We start from the raw sequence: 26,353 nt of genomic DNA on the forward strand, positions 1-26,353 counted from the left end.
TGCCACATGGCCTTCCACTTCCCCGTCATGCCCCGCATCTTCATGGCCGTACGCCGCGAGTCGCGCTACCCCGTCTCCGAGATCCTCGCCAAGACTCCCGCCATCCCCTCGGGCTGCCAGTGGGGCATCTTCCTGCGCAACCACGACGAACTCACCCTGGAGATGGTCACCGACGAAGAACGCGACTACATGTATGCGGAATACGCCAAAGACCCCCGCATGCGCGCCAACATCGGCATCCGCCGCCGCCTGGCCCCCCTCCTGGACAACGACCGCAACCAGATCGAACTCTTCACCGCCCTGCTCCTGTCGCTGCCCGGATCCCCGATCCTCTACTACGGCGACGAGATCGGCATGGGCGACAACATCTGGCTCGGCGACCGCGACGCGGTACGCACCCCCATGCAGTGGACCCCCGACCGCAACGCCGGCTTCTCCTCCTGCGACCCGGGCCGCCTCTCCCTGCCCGCGATCATGGACCCCGTCTACGGCTACCAGGTCACCAACGTCGAAGCCGCCATGAGCAGCCCCTCCAGCCTGCTGCACTGGACCCGGCGCATGATCGAGATCCGCAAACAGAACCCCGCCTTCGGCCTGGGCTCCTACACCGAACTCCCCTCCACCAACCCCGCCGTCATCGCCTTCCTGCGCGAATACAAGGACGACCTCGTCCTGTGCGTCCACAACTTCTCCCGCTTCGCCCAGCCCACCGAACTCGACCTCCAGACCTTCGAAGGACGCCACCCCGTGGAGCTGATCGGCGGGGTGCGCTTTCCGGCCATCGGTGAGCTGCCGTACCTCCTGACACTGGCGGGGCACGGGTTCTACTGGTTCCGGCTGCGCAAGGAACCGGCGTAGGCTCCGGCAGCGCGACCCCCGCGGGGCGGTTTCCACCCGCCCCGCCCTGGGCACTCCTACGCACCACCGGCACACCCCTCCACGCACCACGGCACTCCCGCACTCCTGCCTTGTCCGCGACGCGGAAAGGACGCGACGCCATGTCGGAAGCCGCCCTTCGCCCCGGTGCGCACGCCTCGGCGCTGCTCGCCTCGCTCGACCCGCTGCTGCGCGAGTGGCTGCCCCGGCAGCGGTGGTTCGCCGGAAAGGGCCGCCCCATCAGCGGCCTGGAAGCGGTGACGGCCACCGAACTCCTGCCGCGCAGCTCACCGGCGGGCCTGCTCCACCTGCTCCTGCGGGTCCGCCAGCCCGCCGTCCCAGGGCAGGGCCCCGCCCTCGACGGCGCCCCGCCCGAACGGCCCGCCGACTGCTACCAGTTGCTGCTCGGCGTGCGCCGCTCGCTGCCGCCGCACCTGGCCTCCGCGCTGATCGGCCACGTCACCGAGGGCCCGCTCGCAGACAGCACCGTGTACGAGGGCCTGCACGACCCGCACCTGGCCGAACTGCTCCTCGAACGGCTGCGGATACCCGGCCGGCACGGCGTGCTCCGCTTCGAGCGCGACATGAGGGTCGAGATCCCCTCCGGTCTCACCCCGCGGCTGCTCGGCGCCGAGCAGTCCAACACGTCGCTCGTCTATGGAGATACGTTCATCCTCAAGCTGTTCCGCCGCGTCGTGCCCGGCGTCAACCCCGACATAGAGCTGCCGCTGCAGCTCGCCCGCGAAGGCTGCGCCCGGGTGCCCGCACCCGCCGCCTGGTTCCTCGCGGACCTCGCGAACGGGACGAACCGCCCGGCGGACGGCGCGGGCGCGGCGGACGACGACGCCTGCGGCCTCGGGGTGCTCCAGCCGTTCCTGGCCGGGGCCGAGGACGGCTGGGAGCTCGCCCTGCGGATGCGCGCCAAGGGCGAGTCCTTCACCGGCGAGGCACGGGCGCTCGGCCGCGCCACCGCCGAGGTGCACGCGTCCCTCGCGGCCGCGCTGCCGACCGTCACGCTCGGCCGGGCCCAGGTCGGGCGGGCCGCCGACGCCATGGCGGAGCGCCTCACCGCCGCGGCCCGTGCGGTGCCCGCCCTGCGGCCCTACGCGCCGGGGCTGCTCACGGCCTTCGAGGCGCTTGCGGACCTCGGCGGCGAGGGCCAGTCGTGGACGGCCCAGCGCGTCCACGGCGACCTGCACCTGGGGCAGTGCCTGCGCTCGCCGGACGGCGCGTGGTCGCTCATCGACTTCGAGGGCGAACCGGCCAGACCGCTCGCCGAGCGGCGGCTGCCGCAGCCGCCGGTCCGCGACGTCGCGGGCATGCTGCGCTCCTTCGACTACGCGGCCTCGCACGGCACGTGGGAACCCGAGTGGGCCGACGCCTGCCGGGCCGCGTACTGCGCCGGGTACGCGGAGGTCGCCGGCCGCGACCCGCGCACGGACCCCGTACTGCTGCGCGCCCACGAGACCGACAAGGCGGTCTACGAAGTCCTCTACGAGGCCCGGCACCGCCCCGACTGGCTGCCGGTCCCCCTGGCCGCGGTCCGCCGCCTCGCCCAGGACGGCTCCGCCGACGAAGCCCGCTGACCATCCCTCTGCAGGAGGCCTCCCCCGTGACCCCGCGCCCCCGCAAACCGACCGACGAGCCCGCCGTCGAGAAGACCGAGCAGGCCGAGAAGACCCCGAAGCCCCGCCGGAGCGCGAAGACGGCGAAGGCCACCACGAGCACGGCGAAGAAGGCGAAGACCGCCCAGACGGCGAAGACGGCCAAGGCAGCCAAGGCGGCGAAGACCGCCAAGACTTCGGCGGGCGCGCAGGGTGCGAAGAGCGCCGCCAAGCGTGCCGGGACCGGCAAGAAGGCGGCTGCGAAGACGGTGGCGAAGGCGCCGGCCGGGCGCGGCGGCGCGGTGGTCGGACCACAGGCCGGACCTCCACCGGCCTCGGGTGCCATCCCCGCGACCCGGACCCCCTCCCGACCCGTCACCGAATCCCCCGTACCCGAGGAGGACCGGGCCCGGCTCCTGAGCGGCACCCACCACGACCCGCACGGCGTCCTCGGCGCCCACCCCGTGCCGGGCGGCACGGCCTTCCGGGCGCTGCGCCCGTACGCCAGGGTGGTCACCGTGGTCGCCGACGACCTGCGCGTCGAGCTGCGCGACGACGGCGACGGCTTCTTCTCCGCCGTCGTGCCGCTGCGGTCGGTGCCCGAGGACTACCGGCTCCGCATCACGTACGAGGAGACGGAGCTGGAGATCCAGGACACGTACTCCTTCCTGCCCTCGCTCGGCGAGTTGGACCTGCACCTGATCGGTGAGGGGCGGCACGAGCAGTTGTGGGACGCGCTCGGGGCCCGGCCGATGATCCACCAGGGCGCGACCGGCACCCGGTTCACGGTGTGGGCGCCCAACGCCCGGGGCGTGCGGGTCGTCGGCGGCTTCAACTACTGGGACGGCACCGGCTTCCCGATGCGCTCGCTCGGCGGCAGCGGCGTCTGGGAGCTGTTCGTGCCGTCCGTCGGCGAGGGCGAGCTCTACAAGTTCGCGATCACCCGGCCCGACGGCTCGACGACGCTGCGCGCCGACCCGCTCGCGCGCCGCACCGAGACCCCGCCCGCCAACTCCTCGATCGTGCACGAGTCGCACCACGAGTGGCACGACGAGGAGTGGCTCGCGCACCGCGCGGACCGGCCGGCCCACGAGGCGCCGTTCTCGGTGTACGAGGTCCATCTGGCATCATGGCGGCCGGGGTTGACGTACCGTCAGCTGGCGGAACAGCTCCCCGCGTACGTGTCCGACCTCGGCTTCACCCACGTCGAGCTGATGCCCGTCGCCGAGCACCCCTTCGGCGGCTCCTGGGGCTACCAGGTCACCGGCTTCTACGCGCCGACCGCGCGCCTCGGCACCCCGGACGACTTCAAGTTCCTCGTCGACGCGCTGCACCGGGCCGGGATCGGCGTCCTGATGGACTGGGTACCCGCGCACTTCCCGCGCGACGACTGGGCGCTCGCCGAGTTCGACGGCCGCCCCCTGTACGAGCACGAGGACCCGGCCCGCTCCGCGCACCCCGACTGGGGCACCCTCGAATTCGACTACGGCCGCAAGGAGGTCCGCAACTTCCTGGTCGCCAACGCCACGTACTGGTGCGAGGAGTTCCACATCGACGGCCTGCGCGTCGACGCCGTGGCCTCAATGCTCTACCTCGACTACTCCCGCGAGGAGGGCGAGTGGACCCCGAACGCGCACGGCGGCCGCGAGAACCTCGACGCCGTCGCCTTCCTCCAGGAGATGAACGCCACCGTCTACCGCCGCTGCCCCGGCGTCGTCACCATCGCCGAGGAGTCCACGGCCTGGGACGGCGTGACCCGGGCCACCCACCACGAGGGCCCCGGCACCCCCGAGAGCCCGGCCCGCGGCGGCCTCGGCTTCGGCCTGAAGTGGAACATGGGCTGGATGCACGACTCGCTCGGCTACGCCGCCAAGGAGCCGGTGCACCGCAAGCACCACCACAACGAGATGACCTTCTCGATGGTGTACGCCTACAGCGAGAACTACGTCCTGCCCATCTCGCACGACGAAGTCGTGCACGGCAAGCGGTCGTTGGTCTCCAAGATGCCCGGCGACTGGTGGCAGCAGCGGGCCACCCAGCGCGCCTACCTCGGCTTCATGTGGGCCCACCCCGGCAAGCAACTCCTGTTCATGGGGCAGGAGTTCGCCCAGGGCGCCGAGTGGTCGGAGACCCACGGCCCTGACTGGTGGCTCCTCGACCCGGCGTACGGCGCGGAGGTCGACCACCGGGGCGTGCGCGACCTCGTGCGCGAACTCAACACCGTCTACCGGCGCGAGGGCGCCCTGTGGCAGCGCGACACCGACCCCGGCGGTTTCGCCTGGGTCGAGGGCGACGCCGCCGAGGACAACGTCTTCGCCTTCCTGCGCCACCCGGCCGAGGACTCCGACGGCACCCCGTTGCTCGCCGTCTCGCACTTCTCACCGGTCGTCCGGCACGGCTACCGGCTCGGCGTGCCGGACGAGTTCGGCGCCTGGCAGGAGGTGTTGAACACCGACGAGGCCCGCTTCGGCGGCGGTGACGTCACCAACCCCGACCCGGTCAAACCGGAGCCGGTGGCGTCCCACGGCCGCCCCGCGTCACTGCGGCTGACCCTGCCGCCGCTGGCTACGGTGTGGCTTCGGCCCGCTTGAGCGCGACGGGCAGCTCATCCGCGTACAGAATGCCGAGGCGCTGGGTGGCGCGGGTGAGCGCCACGTACAGGTCGCTCGTGCCGTACCGGGCGGGCTCGACGACCAGGACCGTGTCGAACTCCAGGCCCTTCGCCTGACGCGGGTCGATCAGAACGACCGGCCGCGTCAGGTCGGGGGCCTGCCCGGCGCTCACTCCGGGCAGCTGAGCGGCGAGCTCCGCGTGGAGCTCGCGCGGCGCGATCACGGCGAGGCGGCCCTCGTCGGGTGCCTCGTCGGCCACCGCGGCGGCGACGGCCCCGGCGAGGTCGTCGGCCCGGCGCGCCCAGGGCCGCACTCCGGTGGACCGCACCGAGCTCGGCGGCCGGAAGCCGGGGTGCTCCCGGCGCGGCACCTCGGCGGCGACGTCCATGATCTCCACGGGTGTGCGGTAGTTGACGCCGAGCCGGGTGTACTCCCAGCGGTCCTCGACGTACGGCGCGAGGATGCTCTCCCACGAGCCGCAGCCGCCCGCCTCCGCGGTCTGCGCCGGGTCGCCGACCAGCGTCATGGAGCGGGTCGGGCAGCGCCGCATCAGCAGCCGCCACGCCATCGCGGAGAGCTCCTGCGCCTCGTCGACGATGATGTGGCCGAACGCCCAGGTGCGGTCGGCGGCGGCGCGCTCGGCGGCGCTGCGGTGGTCGGTCTCCTCCTGGCGCTCGGCCATCCGCTCCGCGTCGATGATGTTGTGCGCGAGCAGGACCTCGGCGTCGTCCTCGTCCTTGTCCTCGAACTCGTACGTGCGGGAGGCCCGCGAGACGTCGAGCACCCCCTGCGCGTAGGCGATCTGCCGGGCCCGGTCGGCCTCGGCGGCGGCCCGCTCGGCGCTGTCGTCGTGGCCGAGCAGCTCGGCGGCCTCGTCGAGCAGCGGCACGTCGGCGGCGGTCCAGGGCGCGTCGTACGGCCTGCGGATCGCCGCCGCGTCCCGCTCGTCCAGGCCGGTCGGCTCCTCCAGGTACTCGGCGAGGAAGCGCTGCGGGGTCAGCACCGGCCACAGCTCGTCGATGGCGGCGTGCACCTCGGCGCTGGCCGCGATGGCCTTGCCGAGCTGGGCGATGTCGTCGGGGCCCAGGAAGTTCGGGCCGCCGTACGGGTCGTGGCCGATGCGCTCGGCGAGCTGCTCGGTCAGCGCGTCGATGATCCGGAACGCGAAGTGCGGGCGGCCGAGGTTGTGCGGCACGTCGGCGGCGCGGGCCGCCTCGCGCGCCTGGTCGGCGACGGTCCAGTCGAGGATCAGGTCGCCGTCGTCGTGCGCGATGACGACAGGCTCACCCGGCTCGGGGGTCCGCTGCCGGTCGCGCACGGCGGCGGCGAGGACGTCGGCCATCTCCGCGCGGCCCTTCACCTCGGCGGCCTGCGGGGTGTCGGTGCCGGTCGCGGTCACACCGGGGAACAGCTCGCCGACGGTGGAGAGCAGCACGCCGGTCTCGCCGAGCGCGGGCAGCACCTCGCCGATGTAGCCGAGAAAGGCCGGGTTCGGGCCGACGACCAGGACCGCGCGCTTGGCGAGCAGCTCGCGGTGGGCGTAGAGCAGGAACGCGGCGCGGTGCAGCGCGACGACGGTCTTGCCGGTGCCGGGGCCGCCCTCGACGACGAGGACGCCGCGGTGCGGGGCGCGGATGATGCGGTCCTGCTCGGCCTGGATGGTCTGCACGATGTCGTGCATGCGGCCGGTGCGGGCCGAGTCGAGCGCGGCGAGCAGCACCTCGTCGGCGTCGGCGCCCTCGTGGCCCGTACGGGTGGTGTCGCTCAGGTCGAGGAGCTCGTCGTGCAGATCGGTGACCTCGCGGCCCTTGGTGGTGATGTGCCGGCGCCTGCGCAGGCCCATCGGGGTGTGGCCCGTCGCGAGATAGAAGGGGCGCGCCACGTCGGCCCGCCAATCGATCACGAGCGGGGTGCGTTCGGTGTCGGACGCGCGGATACCGACGCGTCCGATGTGGTGGTCGCGGCCGTCCCGGAATTCGAGTCTGCCGAAGCAGAGCCCGTTCTCCCCCGCGTCGAAGGCGGCGAGAAGGCCGGACTGCTCCGCCACCAGCACATCCCGCTCAAGGCGCGCCTGAAGACCGGTGCCCACCTGCGACAACGACGTCCGCACGGCGGCCTCGGCCTCCTCGCGCAGCGCGTCCAGGCGCGCGTACAGCCCGGAGACGAATTGCTGCTCTTCCCGCAATTCCTCGGTTGACAATTCAGCCCCTCGCCAGTTACAGTGCTCTTATTGAAACTTTCCGCTGGACCGCCATGCGTGAATGAGTACGCAAATAGGCAGGGCTTCGCGAAAGAATCCAATATACGCAGAGAAATGCCCCGGACGTCAATTCGTCCGGGGCATTTCTTCGTTTGGCGTCCGCTTGGAGTCCGAACGGAGTCCGGTCAGAGCACGTCGGCCAGCTCGGCGAGCAGCTTCCGCTTGGCCCGCGCGCCGACCATCTGCTTCACCGGCTCCCCGTCCCGGAACACGATCATCGTCGGCGCCGAGAGCACCTGGTAGGCGATGGCGGTCCGCGGACTGCGGTCCACGTCCAGGTGCACGATCTTCAGGCGCTCCGCCTCCTCGCGCGCCAGCTCGCTGAGCACCGGCGCCAGCTGCCGGCACGGCCCGCACCAGTCCGCCGTGAACTCCACCAGGACGGGCCTGCCCGCCTCGCCCAGCACCTCCCCCGCGAAGTCCGCGTCCGTCACTTCGGCCACTCCGGCTGCCTTCACGTGCCCACTCTCCTCATGCCGCGGTTTCCGTCATCCCGTGAGCTCGCACCGCGGCTCGGGGCCGCTCACGAACGCCTCCTCGGCGCGCGCCAGCTGCGCGCCGACCTGCTCGCGCACGGCGCTCAACTCGCCGATCAGCGCGTCGAGTTCGCCCAGCTTGCGGCGGTACACGGCGAGCGACGCGGGGCAGGAGTCGCCCTCCGGGTGGCCGGAGCGCAGACACTCCACGAAGGGCCTGGTCTCCTCCAGGTCGAACCCGAAGTCCTGCAAAGTCCTGATCTGCTCCAGGAGCCGCACGTCGTCCTCGTCGTACGTGCGGTAGCCGTTGCCGGTGCGCCGCGCGGGCAGCAGCCCGCGGGACTCGTAGTAGCGCAGCGTCCGCGTGGTCGTCCCCGCGCGCGCCGCGAGCTCGCCGATTCGCATGCCCCGACGGTAATCCTTGACGTGGGCGTCAAGGCCAGGGGTTTTGGACGACGGCCGCCGGGCGGGCGGGCGCCTCAGCGGAAGTCGGGTGCGGCGGGCCCCCGCTTGAACTCGTGGAAGCTCTCCACCCCGGCCATCAGGACCACCCCGTCCCACAGCCGCCCGGCCGCCTCGCCCCGCGGTGCCGGGGACACGACGGGCCCGAAGAGCGCGCCCACGCCGTCCACGGCGAGCACCGGTGTGCCGACGTCCTCGCCGACGAGCGCGACGCCCGCCTCGTGCGAGGCCCGTACCGCGTCGTCGTACGCGGTGGTCATCGCCACCGCTTCGAGCTCCGCGGGCAGCCCGGCGTCGGCGAGGGCCGCCCCCGTGCCCGCCCAGTCCTGCCGTCCGTGGATCCGCTCCCCGAGCGCGTCGAAGTACCGGCCGAGCGCCGCGTTCCCGTACCGCTCACGGACGGCCGCGCAGATGCGTCCCGGCGCCTTCATGTACTCCCCGTACAGCCCCTCGGGATCCTCCGGATCGACGGCACGGTCCGCGTTGAGGGCGGCGAGGCTCATCACCCGCCACCGCACGTCGACGTCCCGCACCCGCTCCACCTCGCGCAGCCACCGCGAGGTGATCCAGGTGTACGGACACACGGGGTCGAACCAGAAGTCGACGCCCACGCGCTGCGGTTCCGGTTCGGTGTGGTCGCTCACGCAACCACCGTACGCTCCACGGGAGTTGCCGCACCACAACCGCCGGTGGCGCGCGTCAGACGGTGGCGCCGAGGGCCGCCCTGAGCCAGTTGTCCGCGGCTCCGGGTGTCGGCTCCGGTGGGCCCGGGGGCGGGGTCTCGATCTCCGCGGTGAGCTGCCAGTAGCGGTCGATGCGGGCTTCCGCGGCGAGCATGGGGTGCAGGCCGCGGCGGAAGTCCGCGGTGTCGCGGCGGCCCAGGGCGGCGGCGTGGACGGCGACGAAGCAGTCGAGGGCCTCGCCGTCGTGCGGGGCGCGTCCCGCGCGCAGCTCCGCCGTCGCCAGTTCGAAGGCTTCGGGCAGGCCCGCGTAGAGGACGGCGGGACGGTAGCCCTTGCCGGGCGCGTGGACTTCGGGCACCTGCACTTGGGGCACGCCGTGTTCGGTGCCCGCGCGCGGGCCGGGGACGAAGCAGGGGCCGGTCACGAACTCCTGCAGCCGGGCGAAGGCGAGCACCTGGGCCGGGGTCGGGTCGTCGGGCAGGGCCGGCACCGCCCGGTCGATGATCCCGCTGGCCACCTTGGAGGGCAGCCGCGCGGGCAGCCAGTTCCGCCAGAACCGGGCGATCGCGGCCGTGCCGGGCGGGAAGGTCACCGTCCCGATCAGGCGCAGCCGCTCGGCGCGCTCCCGCACCGTGCAGTCGGCCAGGAGCCGCAGGGCCGCCTCCCGCCAGCGCAGCGCCGCGAGGCGTGAGGTGACCTCCCGCAGCTGCCCCGCGATCAGGTCCTCCAGGTCGTCCTCCTGGTCGAGGACCCGGCCCACGTCGGGCACCGGCAGGTCGAGGGTGCGCAGGGAGCGGATGAGGCGGAGCCGGTCGAGCGCGTCGGGGCCGTAGCGGCGGTGGCCGCCACCGCTGCGGGCGGCTTCGGGCAGCAGGCCGCGGTCGGAGTAGAAGCGGACCGTCTTGACGGTGACACCCGCGCGTTCGGCGAGTTGTCCGATGCTCCACAGGTCATCGGGCGTGCTGCACGGATCGTCGGGCGACACGGACTTGAACCTCCCTCAGGGGGAGTTCCTACCGTACCGGCGGGCGCGCGGCACACGAGGGCCGCGGGGGGCGCCGCTGAGCGGAGGAGGACTCATGACGACGACGTTCGTGCTGGTGTCGGGCGGGTACACCGGGGGCTGGCTCTGGCGGGACGTGGCCGCCGGGCTGCGGGCGGCGGGGGCCGAGGTGCACGCGGCGACGCTCACCGGGCTCGGTGACCGCCGCCATCTGGCGGGGCCCGGGGTCGACCTGGAGACCCACATCGAGGACCTCACCCAGCTGATCGACCACATCGACGCGCCCGAGGTGGTGCTCGTCGGCTACTGCTACGGCATCTACCCGTCCACAGGCGCCGCCGACCGGCGCGCGGACCGGATCGCCCGGCTCGTGTACCTGGACTCGCCCATGCCGCAGGACGGCCTCTCCATGATCGACCAGGTCCGCGAGCAGATGCCCGAGGGCCCGGCCCGCGACCGGACGCTGCGCCAGCAGGAGCGGGCCGAGGACGGCTGGCGCATCCCGGCGCCCGCCCGGGCCGAGTTGCAGGCCTTCGGGAATCTCGCGGGCGTTCCCGAAGAGGCGCTCGACCGGCTCGCGCGCCTCGTCTCGCCCGCGCCGGCCGGCCCGTACGCACAGCGGCTCCGTATCTCGGAGGCGGTCGCGGCCCTTCCGACGACCGGCGTCTTCTGCACCACCGGCGGGGCGATGGACATCGCCGCGCTGGAAGCGCTGGTGGCGTCGGGCCTGCCGCTCGTCCAGCACCTGGCCGACCCGCGCGCCACCTTCTTCGAACTGGCCACGGGGCACTGGCCGATGCTGTCCACCCCCGGCGAACTGACGGACGTGCTGCTGCGTGCGGCGGCCGGCGGGGGCCAACGGCTCACGGTCTAGGACCCGTTCACGTCCCCCGCGGCCTTGTCGTACGTGAGGAAAACCGTGCCGCTGTCGAGGAGGACGGCGTCCGTCCGCTGGTAGAGGACCGGGTCGAAGGGGGTCTTGTGCGCGAAGAGAGGGGTGCCCGAACCGAGCGAGAGGGGGCCCAACTTGATGATGAGGCGGTCGATCTCGCCGCGCAGCGCTCCGGCGAGCTCGCCGCCGCCGCACAGCCAGATGTCCTTGCCGTCCTCGCGCTTCAGCTCCCGCACCTTCTCGACGGGGTCGGTGGCGACGAGTTCGACGCCGGGGTCGGGGCTCTCGGTGAGGGTGCGGCTGAAGACGAGGTGGCGCAGGTGCGGGTAGCAGTTCGCGAAGCCCGCGGCCAGGCCGATCTCGTACGTCCTGCGCCCTTCGAGGACCGTGTCGAAGTGCGTGCCCGCGGCGGTGATGCCGAGCGCCTCCCTGGCCGGGGCGGGCAGGGTCTCGGGGTACGTCTCGGCGAGGTGCTGCACGTAGTCCTGCGCGACCGGCCAGAACCCGTCGGGGCCCGTGGGGTCGGCGCCGTCGGGCCCGGCGATGAATCCGTCGAGGCTGACGGCGATGTAGTAGACGAGCTTTCGCATACGGCTCCTTGGGGCGGTGGTGACGGCTGTGCGTGTTGTACTCCGGTTGAAGTGGTCTGAACGTAGTACTTCACCTGGAGTGGTGTCAACGTTTTTCGGGGACCTTTTTTCACCGGGCGGACGGACGCCCGCAGCTCCCCGGGACGGGACGACGAAGCCGGGCCGCCCCGCAAGGGACGACCCGGCCGATGGTGAAGGCGAGCGCAGGGGCTCAGTCCTGCAGCTGCGGCTCCCGGTCCGGGGAGCGGTCGCCCGACGGGCCCGCGTCGTCGCCGGCCGCCGCCTCGTCCCGGCCCTTGCGCGGCAGCAGCACCGCCACAAGCACCGTGCCGACGCCAAGGATCGCCGCGCCGATGAGGCTCGTGTGCGCCACCGCGTCCGAGAACGCGGAGCCGACCGCGTCCGCCATCTTGCCCGCACCCTGAGCGAGTTGGTCGGCCTGGCCCTTGAGTTGGGCCGCCTGCTGCTGCGAGCTCGCGTGAGCCGCCTTCTCGGCCGCAGCCTGCGCCTTCTCGCCGATGCCCTGCGCCACCGCGTAGCCCGCGCCGACCGAGTCCTGCGCGGTGTCGAGCGTGCCGGCCGGCAGCTTGGTGCCGGAGGCCTCCGCCGCGTCCGCCAGCTTCGAGGAGTACGAACTGGCGAGCACCGAGCCGAGGATGGCGATGCCGAGCGAGCCGCCGAGTTCGAGGGAGGTGTCGTTGACCGCGCCGCCGACGCCCAGTTCGGACTCCGGGAACGCGCCCATGATGGCGTCCGTGCAGGGCGACAGGGCGAGACCGATGGCCAGGCCCAGGATGATCAGCGGGGCGACGAAGTCCCCGTACGAGGAACCGGAGTCCACCCGCGTCAGGAGCGCCAGCGCCACCGTGCCCGCGACCATGCCCGCCGACACCGTGATCTTCATGCCGATGCGCGGGGTCAGATAGCCCGTCAGCGCCGAGCCGACGAAGACCGCGCCGGCGAGCGGCAGCATGCGCACGCCCGTCTCCAGCGGGTTGTAGCCGAGGACGAACTGCAGGTGCTGCGTGAGGTAGTAGAACGCGCCGAAGACCGCGAGGAAGAACAGCGCCACCGCGAGGTTCGAACCGGCGAAGCGGCGGTCGAGGAAGCGGCGGACGTTCAGGATCGGGTGCGGGTGGCGCAGCTCCCAGGCCACGAAGGCGAGCAGGCCGAGGCCCGCGACGACCGCCGCCGAGATCGCCTTGGCGTCCCAGCCGAAGTGCGGGCCCTGGATGATCATGTAGACGAGCGCGCCGGTCCAGATCACGGACAGCAGGCCGCCGACGTAGTCGATCCGGTTGTGGTGCCCGGCCTTGGACGGCGGGATCAGCACGAAGGCGCCGACGATCGCGAGCGCGGCGACCGGCACGTTGATCAGGAAGGTCGACGCCCAGCCGTGGTCCTCCAGGAGCGCGCCCGCGACCAGCGGGCCCGCCGCGATCGCGAGGCCCGCGGTGGCGGTCCACAGCACGATGGCCTTGGCCCGCTCCGCGCGCGGGAAGGTCGCCGCGAGCAGCGACAGCGTGGCCGGCATGATCATCGCCGCGCCGAAGCCCATCACCGCGCGGGCCGTGATGACCCCGCCCGAGCTGTCCACGAGCGAGCCCGCGACCGCTCCCGCGCCGAACACGACGAGTCCGAGCACCAGCGCGCCGCGCCGGCTGTACTTGTCGCCGATCGCGCCGAGCAGCAGCATCAGCGCGGCGTACGGGACGGTGTAGCCGTCGATGACCCACTGCAGGTCGGAGCTGGAGAGCCCGAGGTCCTTGGTCATGTCGGGGGCGGCCACGGTCAGCGCCGTGTTCGCCATGACGATGATCAGCAGACTCAGACACAGCACGCCCAGCGCCCACCAGCGGCGCGCGTACGGCTGCTTCATCTCCTCGACCGGTTGCTTCATCAGCAGAGCCACCGAAGCCTCACCCTTCCTGCTCCCCGTTCACGTTTCTGTCCGTCCGGTGACCTTGCACAGCACTGTGCAATTACACACGACTGTGCAACTTACGCCATTGCACAGTCACGTGCAAAACGGGTGGAGAGCGCCCCAAAGGAACCCCGCGGGGAACCCCGGGAAGCCCGTGAACCCCCGGGAACCCCTCCCCGGGCCGCGTGCACAATGGAGCGCATGAGCCGAGCCGACGCCAACCGCCGCCGCATCCTGGAGGTGGCCCTCGCCGAGCTGCTGCGCGATCCGGACGCGTCCATGGACCAGATCGCGCGCGCCGCGGGCGTCGTGCGCCGGACGGTGTACGGCCACTTCCCCAGCCGTGAGGCGCTGATCGGCGCGCTCATCGACGGCGCCGTCGAGGCGGTCGCCGCGGCCCACGCCTCGGGGCGGGCACGGTCGGACGACCCCGCCGAATCGCTCGCCCACTCGATGGTCGCCGTCTGGGAAATCGCCGACGGCTACCGCCTGCTCGTCGCCCTCGCGCAGCGCAGCGTCACGATGGAAGGCATCCGGCAGCGTCTCGCCCCGGTCCGCGAGGAGTGCGTGAACCTGCTGCGCGCCGGCCACGAGGACGGCTCCTTCGCCTCGCCACTGCCGCCCGCCGCCCTCTCGTACGTCCACGAGCAGCAGCTCTTCGGCCTGATGGAGGCCGTCAACGACGGCCTGCTCGACCCGAAGGACGCGGGCCTCGCCGCCGCGTCGACGGCGCTCCTGTCGGCGGGGGTGCCGGTGGAGCGGGCGCGGGGGATCATCGCGGCGCTGGCGTGAGCGGCTGGTGTCCCGCCCGCGGTCTCAATCCCTGTGGGCGGACAGGCGCTCGGGCGGGAAGAGGTCGAGGCCGGTCGCCCCTGCATCGCCGCCCCGCCTCCGCTTCCGCGCGCACCACCGTCTAGCCGTCACAGCGTCACGCCGAAGCTTCCCCCGCGCGGGGACGGCCCACGCCCCCGCGACGGTGTCGGCGGGGGCGTGGGCGGGTGGGAGAGAAGAGGGGGCGGGGTCAGACCTTCGCCGGCTCCTTGCCGTCGTCACGCTGCTCCGGCACGGCCTCCGTGTCCGCGCTCGCGTCCGTACCCCTGTCCGTGTCCGCGCTCGCGTCCGTACCCCTGCCCTCGGTCCGCGCGCCGTCCCTGTCGTCCTCGGCGCCGACAGGATCCCCGTGCCCGTCGTCCACCAACGTCCGCTCATCGAAGGGGAGTTGGCCGTCGAGTACCGCCGTCACCCGCTCCTTGTCGACCTCCTTGGTCCAGGTGCCGATCAGCAGCGTGGCCACGGCGTTGCCCGCGAAATTGGTGAGGGCGCGGGCCTCGCTCATGAAGCGGTCTACGCCGATGATCAGGCCGACCCCGTCGACCAGCGCCGGCTTGTGCGACTGGAGGCCGCTCGCGAGGACCGCGATGCCCGAGCCGGACACGCCCGCCGCGCCCTTCGACGCGATCATCATGAAGAGCAGCAGCGAGATCTGCTCGCCGATGCCGAGCGGCTGGTCCATGGCGTCGGCGATGAACAGGGACGCCATGGTCAGGTAGATCATGGTGCCGTCGAGGTTGAACGAGTAGCCGGTCGGCACGGTGATGCCCACGACCGGGCGGCTGACCCCCAGGTGCTCCATCTTCGCGATGAGCCGCGGCAGCGCGGACTCCGACGACGAGGTGGAGAGGATGAGCAGGAACTCCCGGCCCAGGTACTTGAGCAGCTTGAAGAGGTTGACCCCGGTCACCAGGCGCACCAGCGTGCCGAGCACGACCACCACGAACAGCACACAGGTGACGTAGAAACCGATCATGATCGTGGCGAGCGCCTTGAGCGCGTCGACGCCGGTCTCGCCGATGACGGCCGCCATCGCGCCGAACGCGCCGATCGGGGCGGCCCACATGATCATGCCGAGGACGCGGAAGACCAGCTTCTGGATGTGCCCGATGCCGCGCAGCACGGGCTCGCCGGAGCGCCCCATGGCCTGCAGCGCGAAGCCCACGAGCAGCGCGACGAGCAGCGTCTGGAGGACCTCGCCCGTGGTGAAGGCGGAGACGACGGTCTTGGGGATGATGCCGAGCGCGAAGTCGACGAGGCCCTTGTCCGCCTCCTCGGCCGCGTCGTGGCCCGCGCCCTTCTCGGACTCGGTGAGGTCCATGCCCGAGCCGGGGTGCAGGATGTTGCCGACCACCAGGCCGATGGCGAGCGCGACGACCGACATCGCCATGAAGTAGCCGAGCGCGAGCCCGCCCACCTTGCCGACCTTGGCGGCCTTGCGCACCGAACCGACGCCGAGCACGATCGTGCAGAAGATGATCGGCGAGATCATCATCTTGATCAGGTTCACGAAGCCGGAGCCGACGGGCTTGAGCTCCTTGGCGAAGTCCGGCCAGATGAAGCCGACGGCGATGCCGAGCAGGACGGCGCCGATGACAGCGATGTAGAGGTAATGCGTGCGGTCCCGCCGGGCGGCGGGTGCCTTGTGCGGGTCAGCCGTGCTGGTCACGGGGCCCTCCTTGAACGACGACGTCGGCGTTGCGGTGCCTGCAGTGCGTGCGGCTCACGTCCTGGGCGGTCCGGGCGATCCCGGCGACTATCTCCTGCCCTGTGAGGGCGGTCACCCTTGCGTTCATTTAGTTCGCGCTTATACGAGTGCGGGGTGCTTCGTGCGGCGGGAGGTGCAACTGCTCGTACTCGAAGGGTGACGAGGCAGACTGGCAGCATGTCCCGCATCCCTCCCGCCCGGCCGCGCCGGCTGCCCCGCAGCCTGGCGGGCCAGCTCTTCGCGATGCAGATCGTGCTGGTCGCGGTGGTGGTCGCCGGATGCGCGCTCTTCACGTACCTCAGCGACAAGCACCAGGCCGAGACGAGCGCGCGCCGCCAGGCGACCGCGGCGGCGCGGGCGGTCGCGGACGCCCCGTCGGTACGGGAGGCCGTCCGCGGCAGCGACCCGTCCGAGACGCTCCAGCCGTACGCGGCGCAGGTGCAGCGGGACACCGGCGTCGACTTCGTCACGATCATGGACCGGAACGGCATCCGCTGGACGCATCCGGACGAGCGGCGCATCGGCGAGCGCTTCCTCGGCCACCGGGCGGCGGCGCTGCGCGGCGAGACCTTCACGGAGACGTACACGGGGACGCTCGGCCCCTCGGTACGGGTGGTCACGCCGATCTGGGACCGCCCCACCGAGCGGGACGGCCGGATCGTCGGCCTGGTCAGCGCCGGCATCACCATCGAGGAGATCACCGCGAACGCCCGCGGCCAGCTCCTCGCGCTGCTCGGCGTCGCGGCGGCGGCGCTCGTGCTCGGCGGCATCGGTACGTACGTGATCAACGCGCGCCTGCGCCGCAGCACGCACGGCATGAACGCCGCCGAGCTGAGCCGGATGCACGACTACCACGAGGCGGCGCTGCACGCCGTGCGCGAGGGTCTGCTGATGCTGGACGGACAGCGGCGGGTGGCCCTCATCAACGACGGCGGCCGCGAGCTGCTCGGGGTGGCCGGCGAGCCGGTGATCGGCCGCAACGTCGCCGAACTCGGGCTCCCCGCACCGCTGACCGGCGCGCTGCTCGCCGCGGAGCCGCGGGTCGACGAACTGCATCTGACCGCCGACCGCGTGGTGGTCGTCAACACTTCCCCGGTGACGGGCGGCGAGCGCCGCGGCACGGTGGTGACGCTGCGCGATCACACCGAACTCCAGGCGCTGGCCGGTGAGTTGGACTCCGAGCGCGGCTTCACGCGGGCGCTGCGGTCGCAGGCCCACGAGGCGGCGAACCGGCTCCACACGGTGGTGTCCCTCATCGAACTCGGCCGCGCGGACGAGGCGGTCGACTTCGCCACGGCCGAGCTGGAGCTGGCGCAGGCCTTGACCGACCAGGTGGTGGCCGCGGTGAGCGAGCCCGTCCTCGCCGCGCTGCTGCTCGGCAAGGCGGCGCAGGCCAACGAGCACGGCGTGGAACTGGTCGTCTCGGACGACAGCAGCATCGACGACGGCGTGCTCCCGGAGGCGCTCTCCGCGCGAGATCTGGTGACGGTACTCGGCAACCTCATCGACAACGCGGTCGACGCAGCGCAGGGGTCCCCGGCGGCGCGGGTCACGGTGACGGCACGGGCGGACGAGGCGGGCCTGCGTCTGCGCGTCGCGGACACGGGTCCCGGGGTCGACCCCGCGCAGCGCCGGGCGGTCTTCACCCGCGGCTGGTCCACGAAGGCCCCGACGGGCCGCGGCCTGGGCCTGGCCCTGGTCCACCAGACGGTAACCCGCAACGGCGGCACGCTGACGGTACGGGAAGCCCCGGAGGGCGGAGCGCAATTCGAAGTAACGATCACCCCGACGACGACGGCTGCCCCGCAGGGCCCGGGGACCGGGACCGCCCCTGCCCCGATGCAGGCCACAGGTACCGACGCCGCCCCCGCCCCGACGCAGAGCACAGCTACCGAGGCCGCTCCTGCTGTGGGCAAACGTTCCGCATGGCGGGACGAGTGGGCACAGCCCCCGGTGCCGGGCACGGACAACGGTGGCACCGACCGAAGCACGACGCAGGGCTCAGCCCCGGCGCCGCGCACAGACAACCGTGGCACCGACCGAAGCACGACGCAGCCCCCCGCCCCGTTGCCGCGCACGGAAAACGACGACCCCCACGAGCCCGCAATGGGCCCGCCCCGGGATGACAGAAGCGATCACGGAGGCGCCCAGTGATCCGCGTACTCGTAGTCGAAGACGACCCCGTCGCGGCCGACGCCCACGTCCTCTACGTCAACAGAGTCCCCGGCTTCGAGGCCACCCCCCGCCCCGCCCACTCCGCCGCGGAGGCCCGCCGCGTCCTCGACCGCACCCCGGTCGACCTGATCCTCCTCGACCTGCACCTGCCCGACGGCCACGGCCTCCAGCTGGCCCGCTCCCTGCGCGCCGCGGGCCACCCCGCGGACGTGATCGCGGTGACCTCCGCCCGCGACCTGGCCGTCGTCCGCGAGGGCGTCTCCCTCGGCGTCGTCCAGTACGTCCTGAAGCCCTTCACCTTCGCCACCCTCCGCGACCGCCTCACCCGCTACGCGGAGTACCGCTCGGCCGCGGCGGAGGGCGAGGCCACCGGCCAGGACGAGGTGGACCGCGCGCTCGCCACCCTGCGCGCACCGGGCCCCGCCGCCCTGCCCAAGGGACTCAGCGGCCCCACCCTCGAACGCGTCATCCGCACCCTGCGCGCCGCCCCCGACGGCCTGACCGCCACCGCGGCCGCCCAGTCGGCCGGCCTGTCCCGCATCACCGCGCGCCGCTACCTGGAACACCTGGTCGACACCGCCCGCGCCGCCCGCAGCCCCCAGTACGGCCACGTCGGCCGCCCCGAACTCGTCTACCGCTGGCTCACCGCGGGCGACTGAGCCCCGGGCGCCTCACCGACGTACGTCCGACAACAACGTTGTCACGTTGCCGACAAGCATCAATTCACAGCCCCCGCAGGGGCATTGACCTTGCTCGGAGCGCGCCCGTACGTTCACCGGGCAACCCGCGTGGCGACCCCGCCGCGCCGGCCCGTAGGAGGTCGTGCCCGTGCGCCCCACCCCCACCCGCCTGCTCCTCACCGCCTCCGCCCTGCTCGCCGCCGCCACCCTCACCGCGTGCGGCGGCGACTCCGGCGACGACCCCGACACCGTGAAGGTCTCCTTCAAGCAGTCCACGGACAACAAGATCAAGGTCACCGACACGTACCTGGAGGGCATCAAGAAGCAGTTCGAGAAGGAGAACCCCGGCAAGAAGGTGAAGCTGGTGCCGATCAAGGCGCCGGACTCCGAGTACTACACCAAGCTGCAGCAGATGATGCGCTCCCCGAAGACCGCCCCCGACCTGGTCTACGAGGACACCTTCCTGATCAACTCGGACATCACCAGCGGCTATCTGAAACCACTCGATCCCTACCTGAACAAGTGGAAGGACTGGGATCAGTTCGTCGACACGGCGAAGACCGCGGCGAAGGCGGCCGACGGCAAGACGTACGGCGTGCCGGACGGCACGGACACCCGCGGCCTCTGGTTCGACAAGGCGATCTTCGAGAAGGCGGGACTGCCGGCGGACTGGCAGCCCAAGACCTGGGACGAGGTCCTCGACGCGGCCCGCACCGTGAAGAAGAAGGTCCCGGACGTCATCCCGCTCAACGTCTACACCGGAAAGCCGGTGGGCGAGGTGGCGACGATGCAGGGCTTCGAGATGCTCGCGTACGGCACCGGCAAGGACCCGCTCTACGACCCGAAGGCGAAGAAGTGGGTCACGGGCGGCCAGGGGTTCAAGGACTCCCTGAAGTTCGTGGAGACCGTCTACAAGGAGAAGCTCGGCCCGGAGGTCTCCGACGCGCTCGACCCCAACTTCGCCACCCGCGTGCGCGGTGAGCTGCTGCCCGAGGGCAAGCTGGCGATCAACCTCGACGGTTCGTGGCTGCCGCAGGACTGGGGCAAGGGCGCGGGCCACGAGTGGCCCGAGTGGTCGAAGAAGCTGGGCCTCGCGGCGATGCCGACCCAGCACGGCCAGGCCCCCGGCAAGGTGAGCATGTCCGGCGGCTGGACCTGGTCGATCCCCACCAAGGCGGACAACCCCGACCTGGCGTTCAAGTTCATCGAGACGATGCAGACGAAGGCCAACGCCCAGAAGTGGTACATCGCCAACTCGGGCATCGCGGTCCGCAAGGACGTCGCCGACGACCCGGCGTACGTGAAGGCGCAGCCCGGCATCAAGTTCTTCACGGACCTGGTGGCCTCGACGCACTACCGGCCCGCGTTCCCCGCGTACCCGAAGGTCTCCACGGCGATCCAGGAGGCGATGGAGTCGGTGACGACGGGCGACACGTCGGTGGCGGACGCGGCGAAGGGGTACGACGAGGAGGTCGACGCGGCGTCGGACGGCGAAGTCGTCGAGAGGTAGCGCGCGCCGCGTACGGACGCCACCGTACGAGGGACAGCGCGCACCGTACGACGTCACCTTCCGAGGAACAGCGCGCACCGCCACCGTCGAACCGAAGCCCGCACCGCCCTCACGTCACCGATGCCCGAAGCCCGAGCGAGCCAGAGAGTGAGCGTGCCCGTACGTGACCACCGCATCCTCCACGGGCCCCGGCGGCGGCGTCGCCAAGACGCCGCACCGCGGACCGGGCCCGGCCGCCGCCCCGCCGGGCCCCCGGGCGCGCGCCCGCCGCGGCCTGCTGCGCGCCCTGCCCGTCTCCCCCGCCGTCATCCTGCTCGCCCTCTTCCTCGCCGGCCCGATCGGCTACTGCGCGTACATCGCCTTCACCGATCTCCAGCTGACCGGCCAGGCCGAGTCGAGCTTCGTGGGGTTCGACAACTTCCGCGAGGCGTTCGGCGACGAACGGTTCCTCAACGCCGTCTGGCTCACCCTCGTCTTCACCGTCCTTTCCTCCCTCATCGGCCAGAACACGCTCGGCCTGGCCCTCGCCTCCCTCATGCAGCGCGCGTCCAAGCCGGTGCGCACCCTCACCGGCGCGATCGTCGTCACGGCGTGGGTGCTGCCGGAGGTCGTCGCCGGTTTCCTGCTCTACGCCTTCTTCCGCCGCGAGGGCACCCTCAACGCCGTCCTCGACTTCCTCCATCTCCCGTCCCAGAACTGGATGTTCACGCTGCCGATCCTCGCGGTGTCGTTCGCGAACGTCTGGCGGGGCACGGCCTTCTCGATGCTCGTCTACTCCGCGGCCCTGAACGAGATCCCCAAGGAGATCACCGAGGCCGCCGAGGTCGACGGCGCGGGCGGCTGGCGCCGCATGTGGCACATCACGCTGCCGATGATCCGCCGCTCGATCGGCACGAACCTCATGCTCAACACCCTGCAGACGCTCTCCGTCTTCGGCCTGATCTGGGTGATGACGCGCGGCGGCCCGGGCAACGACAGCCAGACGCTGCCGCTCTTCATGTACGAGCAGGCGTTCCAGAAGAGCATGATCGGCTATGGCACGGCCGTGGCGCTGCTGCTGCTCCTGGTCGGCTCCCTCTTCTCCCTCGTCTACATGCGCCTGCTGCGTACGGAGGTCTGAGTGCCCGCCAACTCGAAGGTCGCCCCTAACAGGCCTACGCGCAGGCCCCGTTCACGCCGCAGGTCGCACCGGCTCGCGGCCGACGCGGGGCTGCTGGTGGTGGCCGCGGCGTTCGTCCTGCCGCTCGCCTGGGTGGTCCTGTCCTCCTTCGACCCGGAGGCGGACCTGCGGGTGCGGCTCCCCGACAGCCTCACGCTCGACAACTACGACCAGGTCCTGACCCCCGAGATCACCTTCACCCCGCTCCTCAACAGCCTGCTCCTGTGCGGCGGCGGCACGCTGCTCACGGTGGTGTGCGCGGCCCTGGCGGCGTATCCGCTCTCGCGCTACCGCTCGCGCCTGAACCGCCCGTTCATGCTGACGATCCTCTTCGCGACGAGCCTGCCGATCACCGCGATCATGGTCCCGGTGTACGCGCTCTTCGTGCAGGTCGACCTGATCGACACGATGCAGGGCACGATCTTCTTCTTCGCGGCGTCCCAACTCCCGTTCGCCATCTGGCTGATGAAGAACTTCATGGACGGCGTCCCGAAGGAGCTCGAGGAGGCGGCGTGGACGGACGGGGCGTCGTCCTTCCAGTCCCTGCTGCGCATCGTCCTCCCCCTGATGGGCCCGGGCGTGGCCGTGGTGACGGTCTTCTCCTTCGTGATGATGTGGGGCAACTTCTTCGTCCCGTTCATGCTGCTGCTCACTCCGGAGCAGATGCCGGCGTCGGTGAGCATCAACGACTTCTTCGGCAACAAGGGGACGGTGGTCTACGGCCAGCTCGCGGCGTTCTCGATCCTGTACTCGACGCCGGTGATCCTGCTGTACGTACTGATCTCGCGGAAACTGGGCGGGGGGTTCGCGCTGGGCGGGGCGGTGAAGGGCTGAGTCCGGACTTGCGGGCGCGCGCGTCTCCTGCTCCCTCCAGGCACAGAACTGTGACATGAATTCGCGGCGATACGTCCCGCGCGCCCCTTTCGTGGGCACACATCTCTCTGGCGACGGGGCCGGGCCCGCACTAGCGTGCTGAGCTCGCGCCCTCTCCCACCTCGCCAGGAGCCGACAGTGAACCGCCCTCTCCGCCTCGCGACGGCCGCACTCACCGCGGCCGCAGCCCTGCTTCTGACGTCCTGCGGCAGCGACGACGACACGTCCAAGGACGACGACAAGATCGCCGGCGCGGACCGGGGCGGCGAGAAGTCGTCGTCGCCGAGTGAGCCGGCGGAGTCCGCCGCGGACCGGCCGAAGATCGAGCTGCCGGCGGATCTGACCATGACGTTCGACGCCGCCAACACCAGCGACCCGGTGAAGAAGGCCGTCCTCGCGGACAACGAACAACGCATGCGCGCGGTGAACGCCGCGATCACGGGGACCGACCCCAAGAGTGAAGCTCTCGGTTTCTACAACACCGGCAAAGCCCTCGAGGCCTCGGTCACGTGGGTCGCCAAGTTCAAGGACGCCGGCCTCAGCCTCACCGGGGAAATCCGCTACTACGACCGCCGAGTGACGCTCAAGGACAAGAAGACGGCCACGCTCACCTTCTGCGCGGACGAGGGCAAGGGCTACACGAAGAAGAAGTCGACCAAGAAGGTCAACAAGACTCCCGTGACGAAGAACAGCTACGTCGCGTACAACACGCAGCTGCTCAAGAACGCCGACGGGACATGGCAGACCTCGCAGATCTTCTCCACGAGGGGGGCGGTTCAGTGTCAGCCGTAAGGAGAGGCCCGGCCTTCGCCGCCGTGGTGATCGCGGGCATCACGCTCGCCTTGAGCGGTACGCCGGCATCGGCCGACATCGACCCGGGTGGTGGTGACACCGAGACCCAGGTAAATGCGCGAGCCGACGAGAAGACGCTGTCGGCCACCGCGGGAGGAATCGTCTACGACCGCTCGAAGAACGGCAAGGGCGGCCATGCCGGACCGGTGACTCCCGCGACCGCTTGGACCCCGCCTGCCTGCTACTACGCCCCGGCGTTCACGCCGGCTCAGCTCAAGAAGAAGCTGGAGCCCATCTGGGCGGTCGACTCCACCGGCCCCGAGTGGGACCTCTCCCAGCGCAATCGCTACGTGAACGGCAAGCCCTACAAGGACTTCAACAAGGACAAGTCCGGTGACGGCTACTGGTGGGACAGTTTCATCCCCGAAGGCAGGGAGAGCGCCCCGGGTGCCTTCGACTGCGACAAGCCGTACTTCTGGGTCGACAAGGGTGACCCGCCCCCGGCGGACACCCCCGAAGCCGTCACGCCGGAAATCCTCGCGCACCTCGCCTACGCGGAGATCCGCGTCCCGGACACCGAAGTGACCCTCGCACCCGCAGGGACGACGAAGGTCAACCTTCCCACGTGGGCCTGGCTGAACGGCGCGGACTTCAAGCCGGTGTCGGTGACCGCCTCGGTCCCGGTTCTGGACATCCACGCGACGGCCACCGCCGTGCCCGTCTCCCTCAAGATCGACCCCGGCACGTCGGACGCGGAAACGTACCCCGCGAACGGCGTCTGCGACCTCGTCGGCGACAAGATCGGCACGCCCTACGCCAAGGGCAAGTCCAAGGAGACCCCGCCCTGCGGCGTGAAGTACCTGCGCTCGTCCGGCGACGGCTCGTACCCGCTGAAGGCGACGGTCACGTGGAAGATCCACTGGACGGGAACGGGCGTGAACGGCGAGAAGCGGCTTCCCGACGGCGAGTTCGGCGCGGAGCAGGACGTGGTGGTGGAGGAGGTCCAGTCCATCAACCGGTGACGGCGCGAGACCGTCCCGGCCGACGAGGACACACCGCCGGACGGGCCGTCGCCGATCAGCGGATCTCGTCGCCGGGATGGTCACTGTCGTCGTAGTCACGGCGGACCTGCGCGACGGCGTCCCGATGCCGCGAGGGGCCCGACGTGGGTCGACCATGCCCCGCCACCTGGGCGCTGTGCCGGACGTGGACAGCCGCCCCGGGCAGTGGATCGCGGCCGCCGCCAGGGGCGGCCGGGCCGCCGAGAAGCAGGCGAAGTGGCCGCCAGGCTGAACCCCCGGCATGCCAGTGCGGTGCAGCACGCGACCGTCACGGGCCGTCCAGGGCCACTCCGTTTCCCGCCCACGACACCGGCGGGCCCGGCCGGGCAAGGTGAGGGGGTGAACGAATCGTGGGGGATGGTCGCCGCCGCTGTGGCGGCGGGCGTGTTCAGCATCGTCGGCGTACTGCTCGGCGTGTTCGTCGGCCGCCGGCAGGTGAGCGCCCAGGCGCAGGTCGAGCACCGGCAGTGGCTGCGCGGCCAACGGATGCAGGCCTACCTGGAGTTCCTGCGGGCCTGGGATGTTGCGATGAGCGCCCTTTCGGACACGCGAGAAGACTGGCAGGAGGAGCGGGACGCGGCCGGCCGGCGCGGCGGTGCGAACGGGGCGGGTGCGGAGGAAGGGCTTGCCGTGTGGATGCAGGTCCGGGTGGCCGAACGGGTCGACACCGTGGTCGCGGCGGCGAGCGATGCCGCGGAGCGGGCCGTACTCGTGGCCACCCCGGCCCTGGAGGAGCAGATCGGCGTCGCACTGCACTCCCTGATGCTGCTCAGTTCCGGACTGCACCTACGGGCGCGGCACCGGCCTGCCGAACCCCAGTGGGAGGCGTGGAACAGGGGTGCCCTGGAGGCGGCGGAGGCGCGCAGGGTGTTCTTCCGGCTGGCGAAAGCCGACTTGGAGTTCGTGCCGGGCCCGGGCGTCGCCCCTCCTGTTGCGCAGGGCGACGGGTGACAGCGGCCCCTCCGCAGCCACCGGGTCCCGGCGGCACGAATCCCGGGAACGATGACGCGAACTCGAAATCCGCGCCCCGCTGACCGCAGACGCGCCCCCATGCACACGGACAAAGAACATGGACGGCATCACGGCCCAACCCCGGACTCGCAGGAGCCGCCGACGAGGGCGAGGCGTCTTCACGTGCGTACGCCCGTCCGCTAACTTCGCTCGCGCGTACGGTTGTTGGCGGGGCTGGAGAGGTGGAGGAAGACGTATGGGGGGCCACCGGCCGTCGGACTGGCACGTCTTGGACCTGGAGAAGGATCCGACGCCGGGTGATCCGCACCGAGTGCGGTCGCTGGCGAAGAACCTCCACGACTTCTCCGACGACGTGGGCCGGGTCCTCCGCGACATCAAGGGGATGGCGGGCGAGGACGCGATCCTCAAGTGGGCGGGCAAGACGGCCGACGCCTTCACGGAGAAGTTCGAGGACGCCCCCGACAAGCTGAAGAAGCTCAAGAAGAGCTACGAGATGGCGGGGGACGCGCTGGCCGCGTACTGGCCTGAGCTGGAGCGCGCCCAGTCCCTCGCGGACAAGGCTTTGGTCAAGGGCCGCGAGGCCCAGGCCGATCTCTCCTCCGCCAAGTCCCGTCTGTCATCGGCTGATTCGTGGGTGGAGCGGGCCGGCAAGGAAGCCGACAAGTACGAGGACGACGGCGACAAGGGCAAGGACGTGCCCAAGCCGGACGAGTCCAAGGTCCGCGCCGCCACCCGCAACGCGCACTCCGCGGAGAAGGCCCAGAAGTCCGCCCAGGGTGATGTGGACTCCGCCAAGAGCGCGCTGGACGCGGCGAAGAAGATGGCCGAGGACGCGCGCAAGATGCGCGAGGAGGCCGCGGGCACCGCCAAGCGGAAGATCGACGAGGCCTCCGACGCGGGCATCCAGAACCGCAAGTGGTGGGAGGAGGTCGGCGACTGGGTCAGCGACAACTGGGACACCATCGTCGCCGTCTGCAAGGTCGTCGTCGCCGTCGTCGGCGTCATCGCGATGATCATCGGCGGACCGATCCTCGCGGCCATCGTCATCGTCGCGGGCGCGATCGTGCTGGCCGACACCTTGAGCAAATACGCCAAGGGCCAGGCCACCCTGATGGACGTGGCGTTCGCCGCGATGGACTGCATACCCGGCGGCAAGGGCCTCACCACCGCCGGCAGGCTGGCCAAGGGCTGAAAGGCCTTGGTCGGATGG

The 26,353-nt window shown here is 71.5% G+C and carries 22 protein-coding genes; 14 read left to right on the forward strand and 8 right to left on the reverse strand.

Going from position 1 to position 26,353, the window contains the following annotated elements; all coding sequences use genetic code 11:
- The 3 genes from ACZ6CV_RS04865 to glgB all read left to right on the forward strand — a co-directional run.
- Positions 1-858, forward strand: an 858-nt coding sequence (locus tag ACZ6CV_RS04865) for an alpha-glucosidase C-terminal domain-containing protein (RefSeq protein ID WP_469249631.1), incomplete at its 5' end; no start/stop codon positions are given.
- 140 nt (positions 859-998) lie between these two features.
- Positions 999-2,462, forward strand: coding sequence for a maltokinase N-terminal cap-like domain-containing protein (locus ACZ6CV_RS04870; RefSeq protein ID WP_469249632.1), 1,464 nt, complete (start codon positions 999-1,001; stop codon positions 2,460-2,462).
- Positions 2,463-2,488: 26 nt separating this feature from the next.
- Positions 2,489-5,071 (forward strand): 1,4-alpha-glucan branching enzyme, encoded by a 2,583-nt coding sequence (gene glgB / locus ACZ6CV_RS04875; protein ID WP_469249633.1) that lies wholly within the window; start codon positions 2,489-2,491, stop codon positions 5,069-5,071.
- Here the strand turns inward: glgB and ACZ6CV_RS04880 are convergent.
- From ACZ6CV_RS04880 to ACZ6CV_RS04900, 5 genes are all read right to left on the reverse strand, one after another.
- Positions 5,046-7,292 carry a HelD family protein gene (locus tag ACZ6CV_RS04880; RefSeq protein WP_469249634.1) on the reverse strand — a complete coding sequence of 749 codons (2,247 nt, stop codon included), beginning with the start codon at positions 7,290-7,292 and terminating at the stop codon, positions 5,046-5,048. The genes glgB and ACZ6CV_RS04880 overlap by 26 nt on opposite strands.
- 185 nt (positions 7,293-7,477) lie before the next feature.
- Positions 7,478-7,810 carry a thioredoxin family protein gene (locus ACZ6CV_RS04885; protein ID WP_469249635.1) on the reverse strand — a complete coding sequence of 111 codons (333 nt, stop codon included), beginning with the start codon at positions 7,808-7,810 and terminating at the stop codon, positions 7,478-7,480.
- A gap of 30 nt (positions 7,811-7,840) precedes the next feature.
- The gene (locus ACZ6CV_RS04890; RefSeq protein WP_355802638.1) at positions 7,841-8,233 is read right to left on the reverse strand and encodes a MerR family transcriptional regulator; all 393 of its coding nucleotides are present in this window, start codon (positions 8,231-8,233) and stop codon (positions 7,841-7,843) included.
- Between the two features lie 74 nt (positions 8,234-8,307).
- The gene (locus ACZ6CV_RS04895; protein ID WP_469249636.1) at positions 8,308-8,934 is read right to left on the reverse strand and encodes a mycothiol-dependent nitroreductase Rv2466c family protein; all 627 of its coding nucleotides are present in this window, start codon (positions 8,932-8,934) and stop codon (positions 8,308-8,310) included.
- 55 nt (positions 8,935-8,989) lie between these two features.
- Positions 8,990-9,958: a helix-turn-helix domain-containing protein gene (locus tag ACZ6CV_RS04900; protein WP_469249637.1), complete on the reverse strand. Its 969-nt coding sequence runs from the start codon at positions 9,956-9,958 to the stop codon at positions 8,990-8,992.
- Positions 9,959-10,052: 94 nt separating this feature from the next.
- Between ACZ6CV_RS04900 and ACZ6CV_RS04905 the strand changes: the two genes are divergently transcribed.
- Positions 10,053-10,850, forward strand: coding sequence for an alpha/beta fold hydrolase (locus ACZ6CV_RS04905; RefSeq protein ID WP_469249638.1), 798 nt, complete (start codon positions 10,053-10,055; stop codon positions 10,848-10,850).
- Here ACZ6CV_RS04905 and ACZ6CV_RS04910 read toward each other — a convergent pair.
- Complete coding sequence (locus tag ACZ6CV_RS04910; protein WP_469249639.1) at positions 10,847-11,458, reverse strand: dihydrofolate reductase family protein; 612 nt, start codon at positions 11,456-11,458, stop codon at positions 10,847-10,849. The two genes, ACZ6CV_RS04905 and ACZ6CV_RS04910, sit on opposite strands and share 4 nt — an antisense overlap.
- A gap of 211 nt (positions 11,459-11,669) precedes the next feature.
- Positions 11,670-13,358: an MFS transporter gene (locus ACZ6CV_RS04915; protein ID WP_469250275.1), complete on the reverse strand. Its 1,689-nt coding sequence runs from the start codon at positions 13,356-13,358 to the stop codon at positions 11,670-11,672.
- A gap of 225 nt (positions 13,359-13,583) precedes the next feature.
- Here ACZ6CV_RS04915 and ACZ6CV_RS04920 point away from each other — a divergent pair, with 225 nt between their 5' ends.
- The gene (locus ACZ6CV_RS04920; protein ID WP_469249640.1) at positions 13,584-14,174 is read left to right on the forward strand and encodes a TetR/AcrR family transcriptional regulator; all 591 of its coding nucleotides are present in this window, start codon (positions 13,584-13,586) and stop codon (positions 14,172-14,174) included.
- A 229-nt stretch (positions 14,175-14,403) separates the two neighbouring features.
- Here the strand turns inward: ACZ6CV_RS04920 and ACZ6CV_RS04925 are convergent, their stop codons facing one another.
- A complete protein-coding gene (locus tag ACZ6CV_RS04925; RefSeq protein ID WP_469249641.1) occupies positions 14,404-15,882 on the reverse strand; it encodes a cation:dicarboxylate symporter family transporter in 1,479 nt (492 codons plus the stop codon).
- Between the two features lie 216 nt (positions 15,883-16,098).
- Between ACZ6CV_RS04925 and ACZ6CV_RS04930 the strand changes: the two genes are divergently transcribed.
- From ACZ6CV_RS04930 to ACZ6CV_RS04970, 9 genes are all read left to right on the forward strand, one after another.
- Positions 16,099-18,075, forward strand: a complete 1,977-nt coding sequence (locus ACZ6CV_RS04930) for a sensor histidine kinase (RefSeq protein ID WP_469249642.1) — start codon at positions 16,099-16,101, stop codon at positions 18,073-18,075.
- Complete coding sequence (locus tag ACZ6CV_RS04935) at positions 18,072-18,755, forward strand: response regulator (protein ID WP_469249643.1); 684 nt, start codon at positions 18,072-18,074, stop codon at positions 18,753-18,755. Before ACZ6CV_RS04930 ends, ACZ6CV_RS04935 begins: the two co-directional genes overlap by 4 nt.
- Before the next feature lie 163 nt (positions 18,756-18,918).
- On the forward strand, positions 18,919-20,286 hold the full coding sequence (locus ACZ6CV_RS04940; protein WP_469249644.1) for an extracellular solute-binding protein: 1,368 nt from the start codon (positions 18,919-18,921) through the stop codon (positions 20,284-20,286).
- Between the two features lie 163 nt (positions 20,287-20,449).
- The gene (locus ACZ6CV_RS04945) at positions 20,450-21,406 is read left to right on the forward strand and encodes a carbohydrate ABC transporter permease (RefSeq protein ID WP_469249645.1); all 957 of its coding nucleotides are present in this window, start codon (positions 20,450-20,452) and stop codon (positions 21,404-21,406) included.
- Positions 21,407-22,279 carry a carbohydrate ABC transporter permease gene (locus ACZ6CV_RS04950; RefSeq protein WP_469249646.1) on the forward strand — a complete coding sequence of 291 codons (873 nt, stop codon included), beginning with the start codon at positions 21,407-21,409 and terminating at the stop codon, positions 22,277-22,279.
- A 177-nt stretch (positions 22,280-22,456) separates the two neighbouring features.
- Positions 22,457-23,110: a hypothetical protein gene (locus ACZ6CV_RS04955; RefSeq protein WP_469249647.1), complete on the forward strand. Its 654-nt coding sequence runs from the start codon at positions 22,457-22,459 to the stop codon at positions 23,108-23,110.
- Positions 23,098-24,132, forward strand: coding sequence for a hypothetical protein (locus ACZ6CV_RS04960; protein WP_469249648.1), 1,035 nt, complete (start codon positions 23,098-23,100; stop codon positions 24,130-24,132). The genes ACZ6CV_RS04955 and ACZ6CV_RS04960 overlap by 13 nt, the downstream gene beginning before the upstream one ends.
- A gap of 378 nt (positions 24,133-24,510) precedes the next feature.
- The gene (locus ACZ6CV_RS04965) at positions 24,511-25,122 is read left to right on the forward strand and encodes a hypothetical protein (protein WP_469249649.1); all 612 of its coding nucleotides are present in this window, start codon (positions 24,511-24,513) and stop codon (positions 25,120-25,122) included.
- A gap of 256 nt (positions 25,123-25,378) precedes the next feature.
- Positions 25,379-26,335, forward strand: a complete 957-nt coding sequence (locus ACZ6CV_RS04970; protein ID WP_469249650.1) for a putative T7SS-secreted protein — start codon at positions 25,379-25,381, stop codon at positions 26,333-26,335.
- The last annotated feature ends 18 nt before the right edge of the window (positions 26,336-26,353 follow it).

The sequence above is a fragment of the Streptomyces sp. NPDC041713 genome (assembly GCF_055591085.1).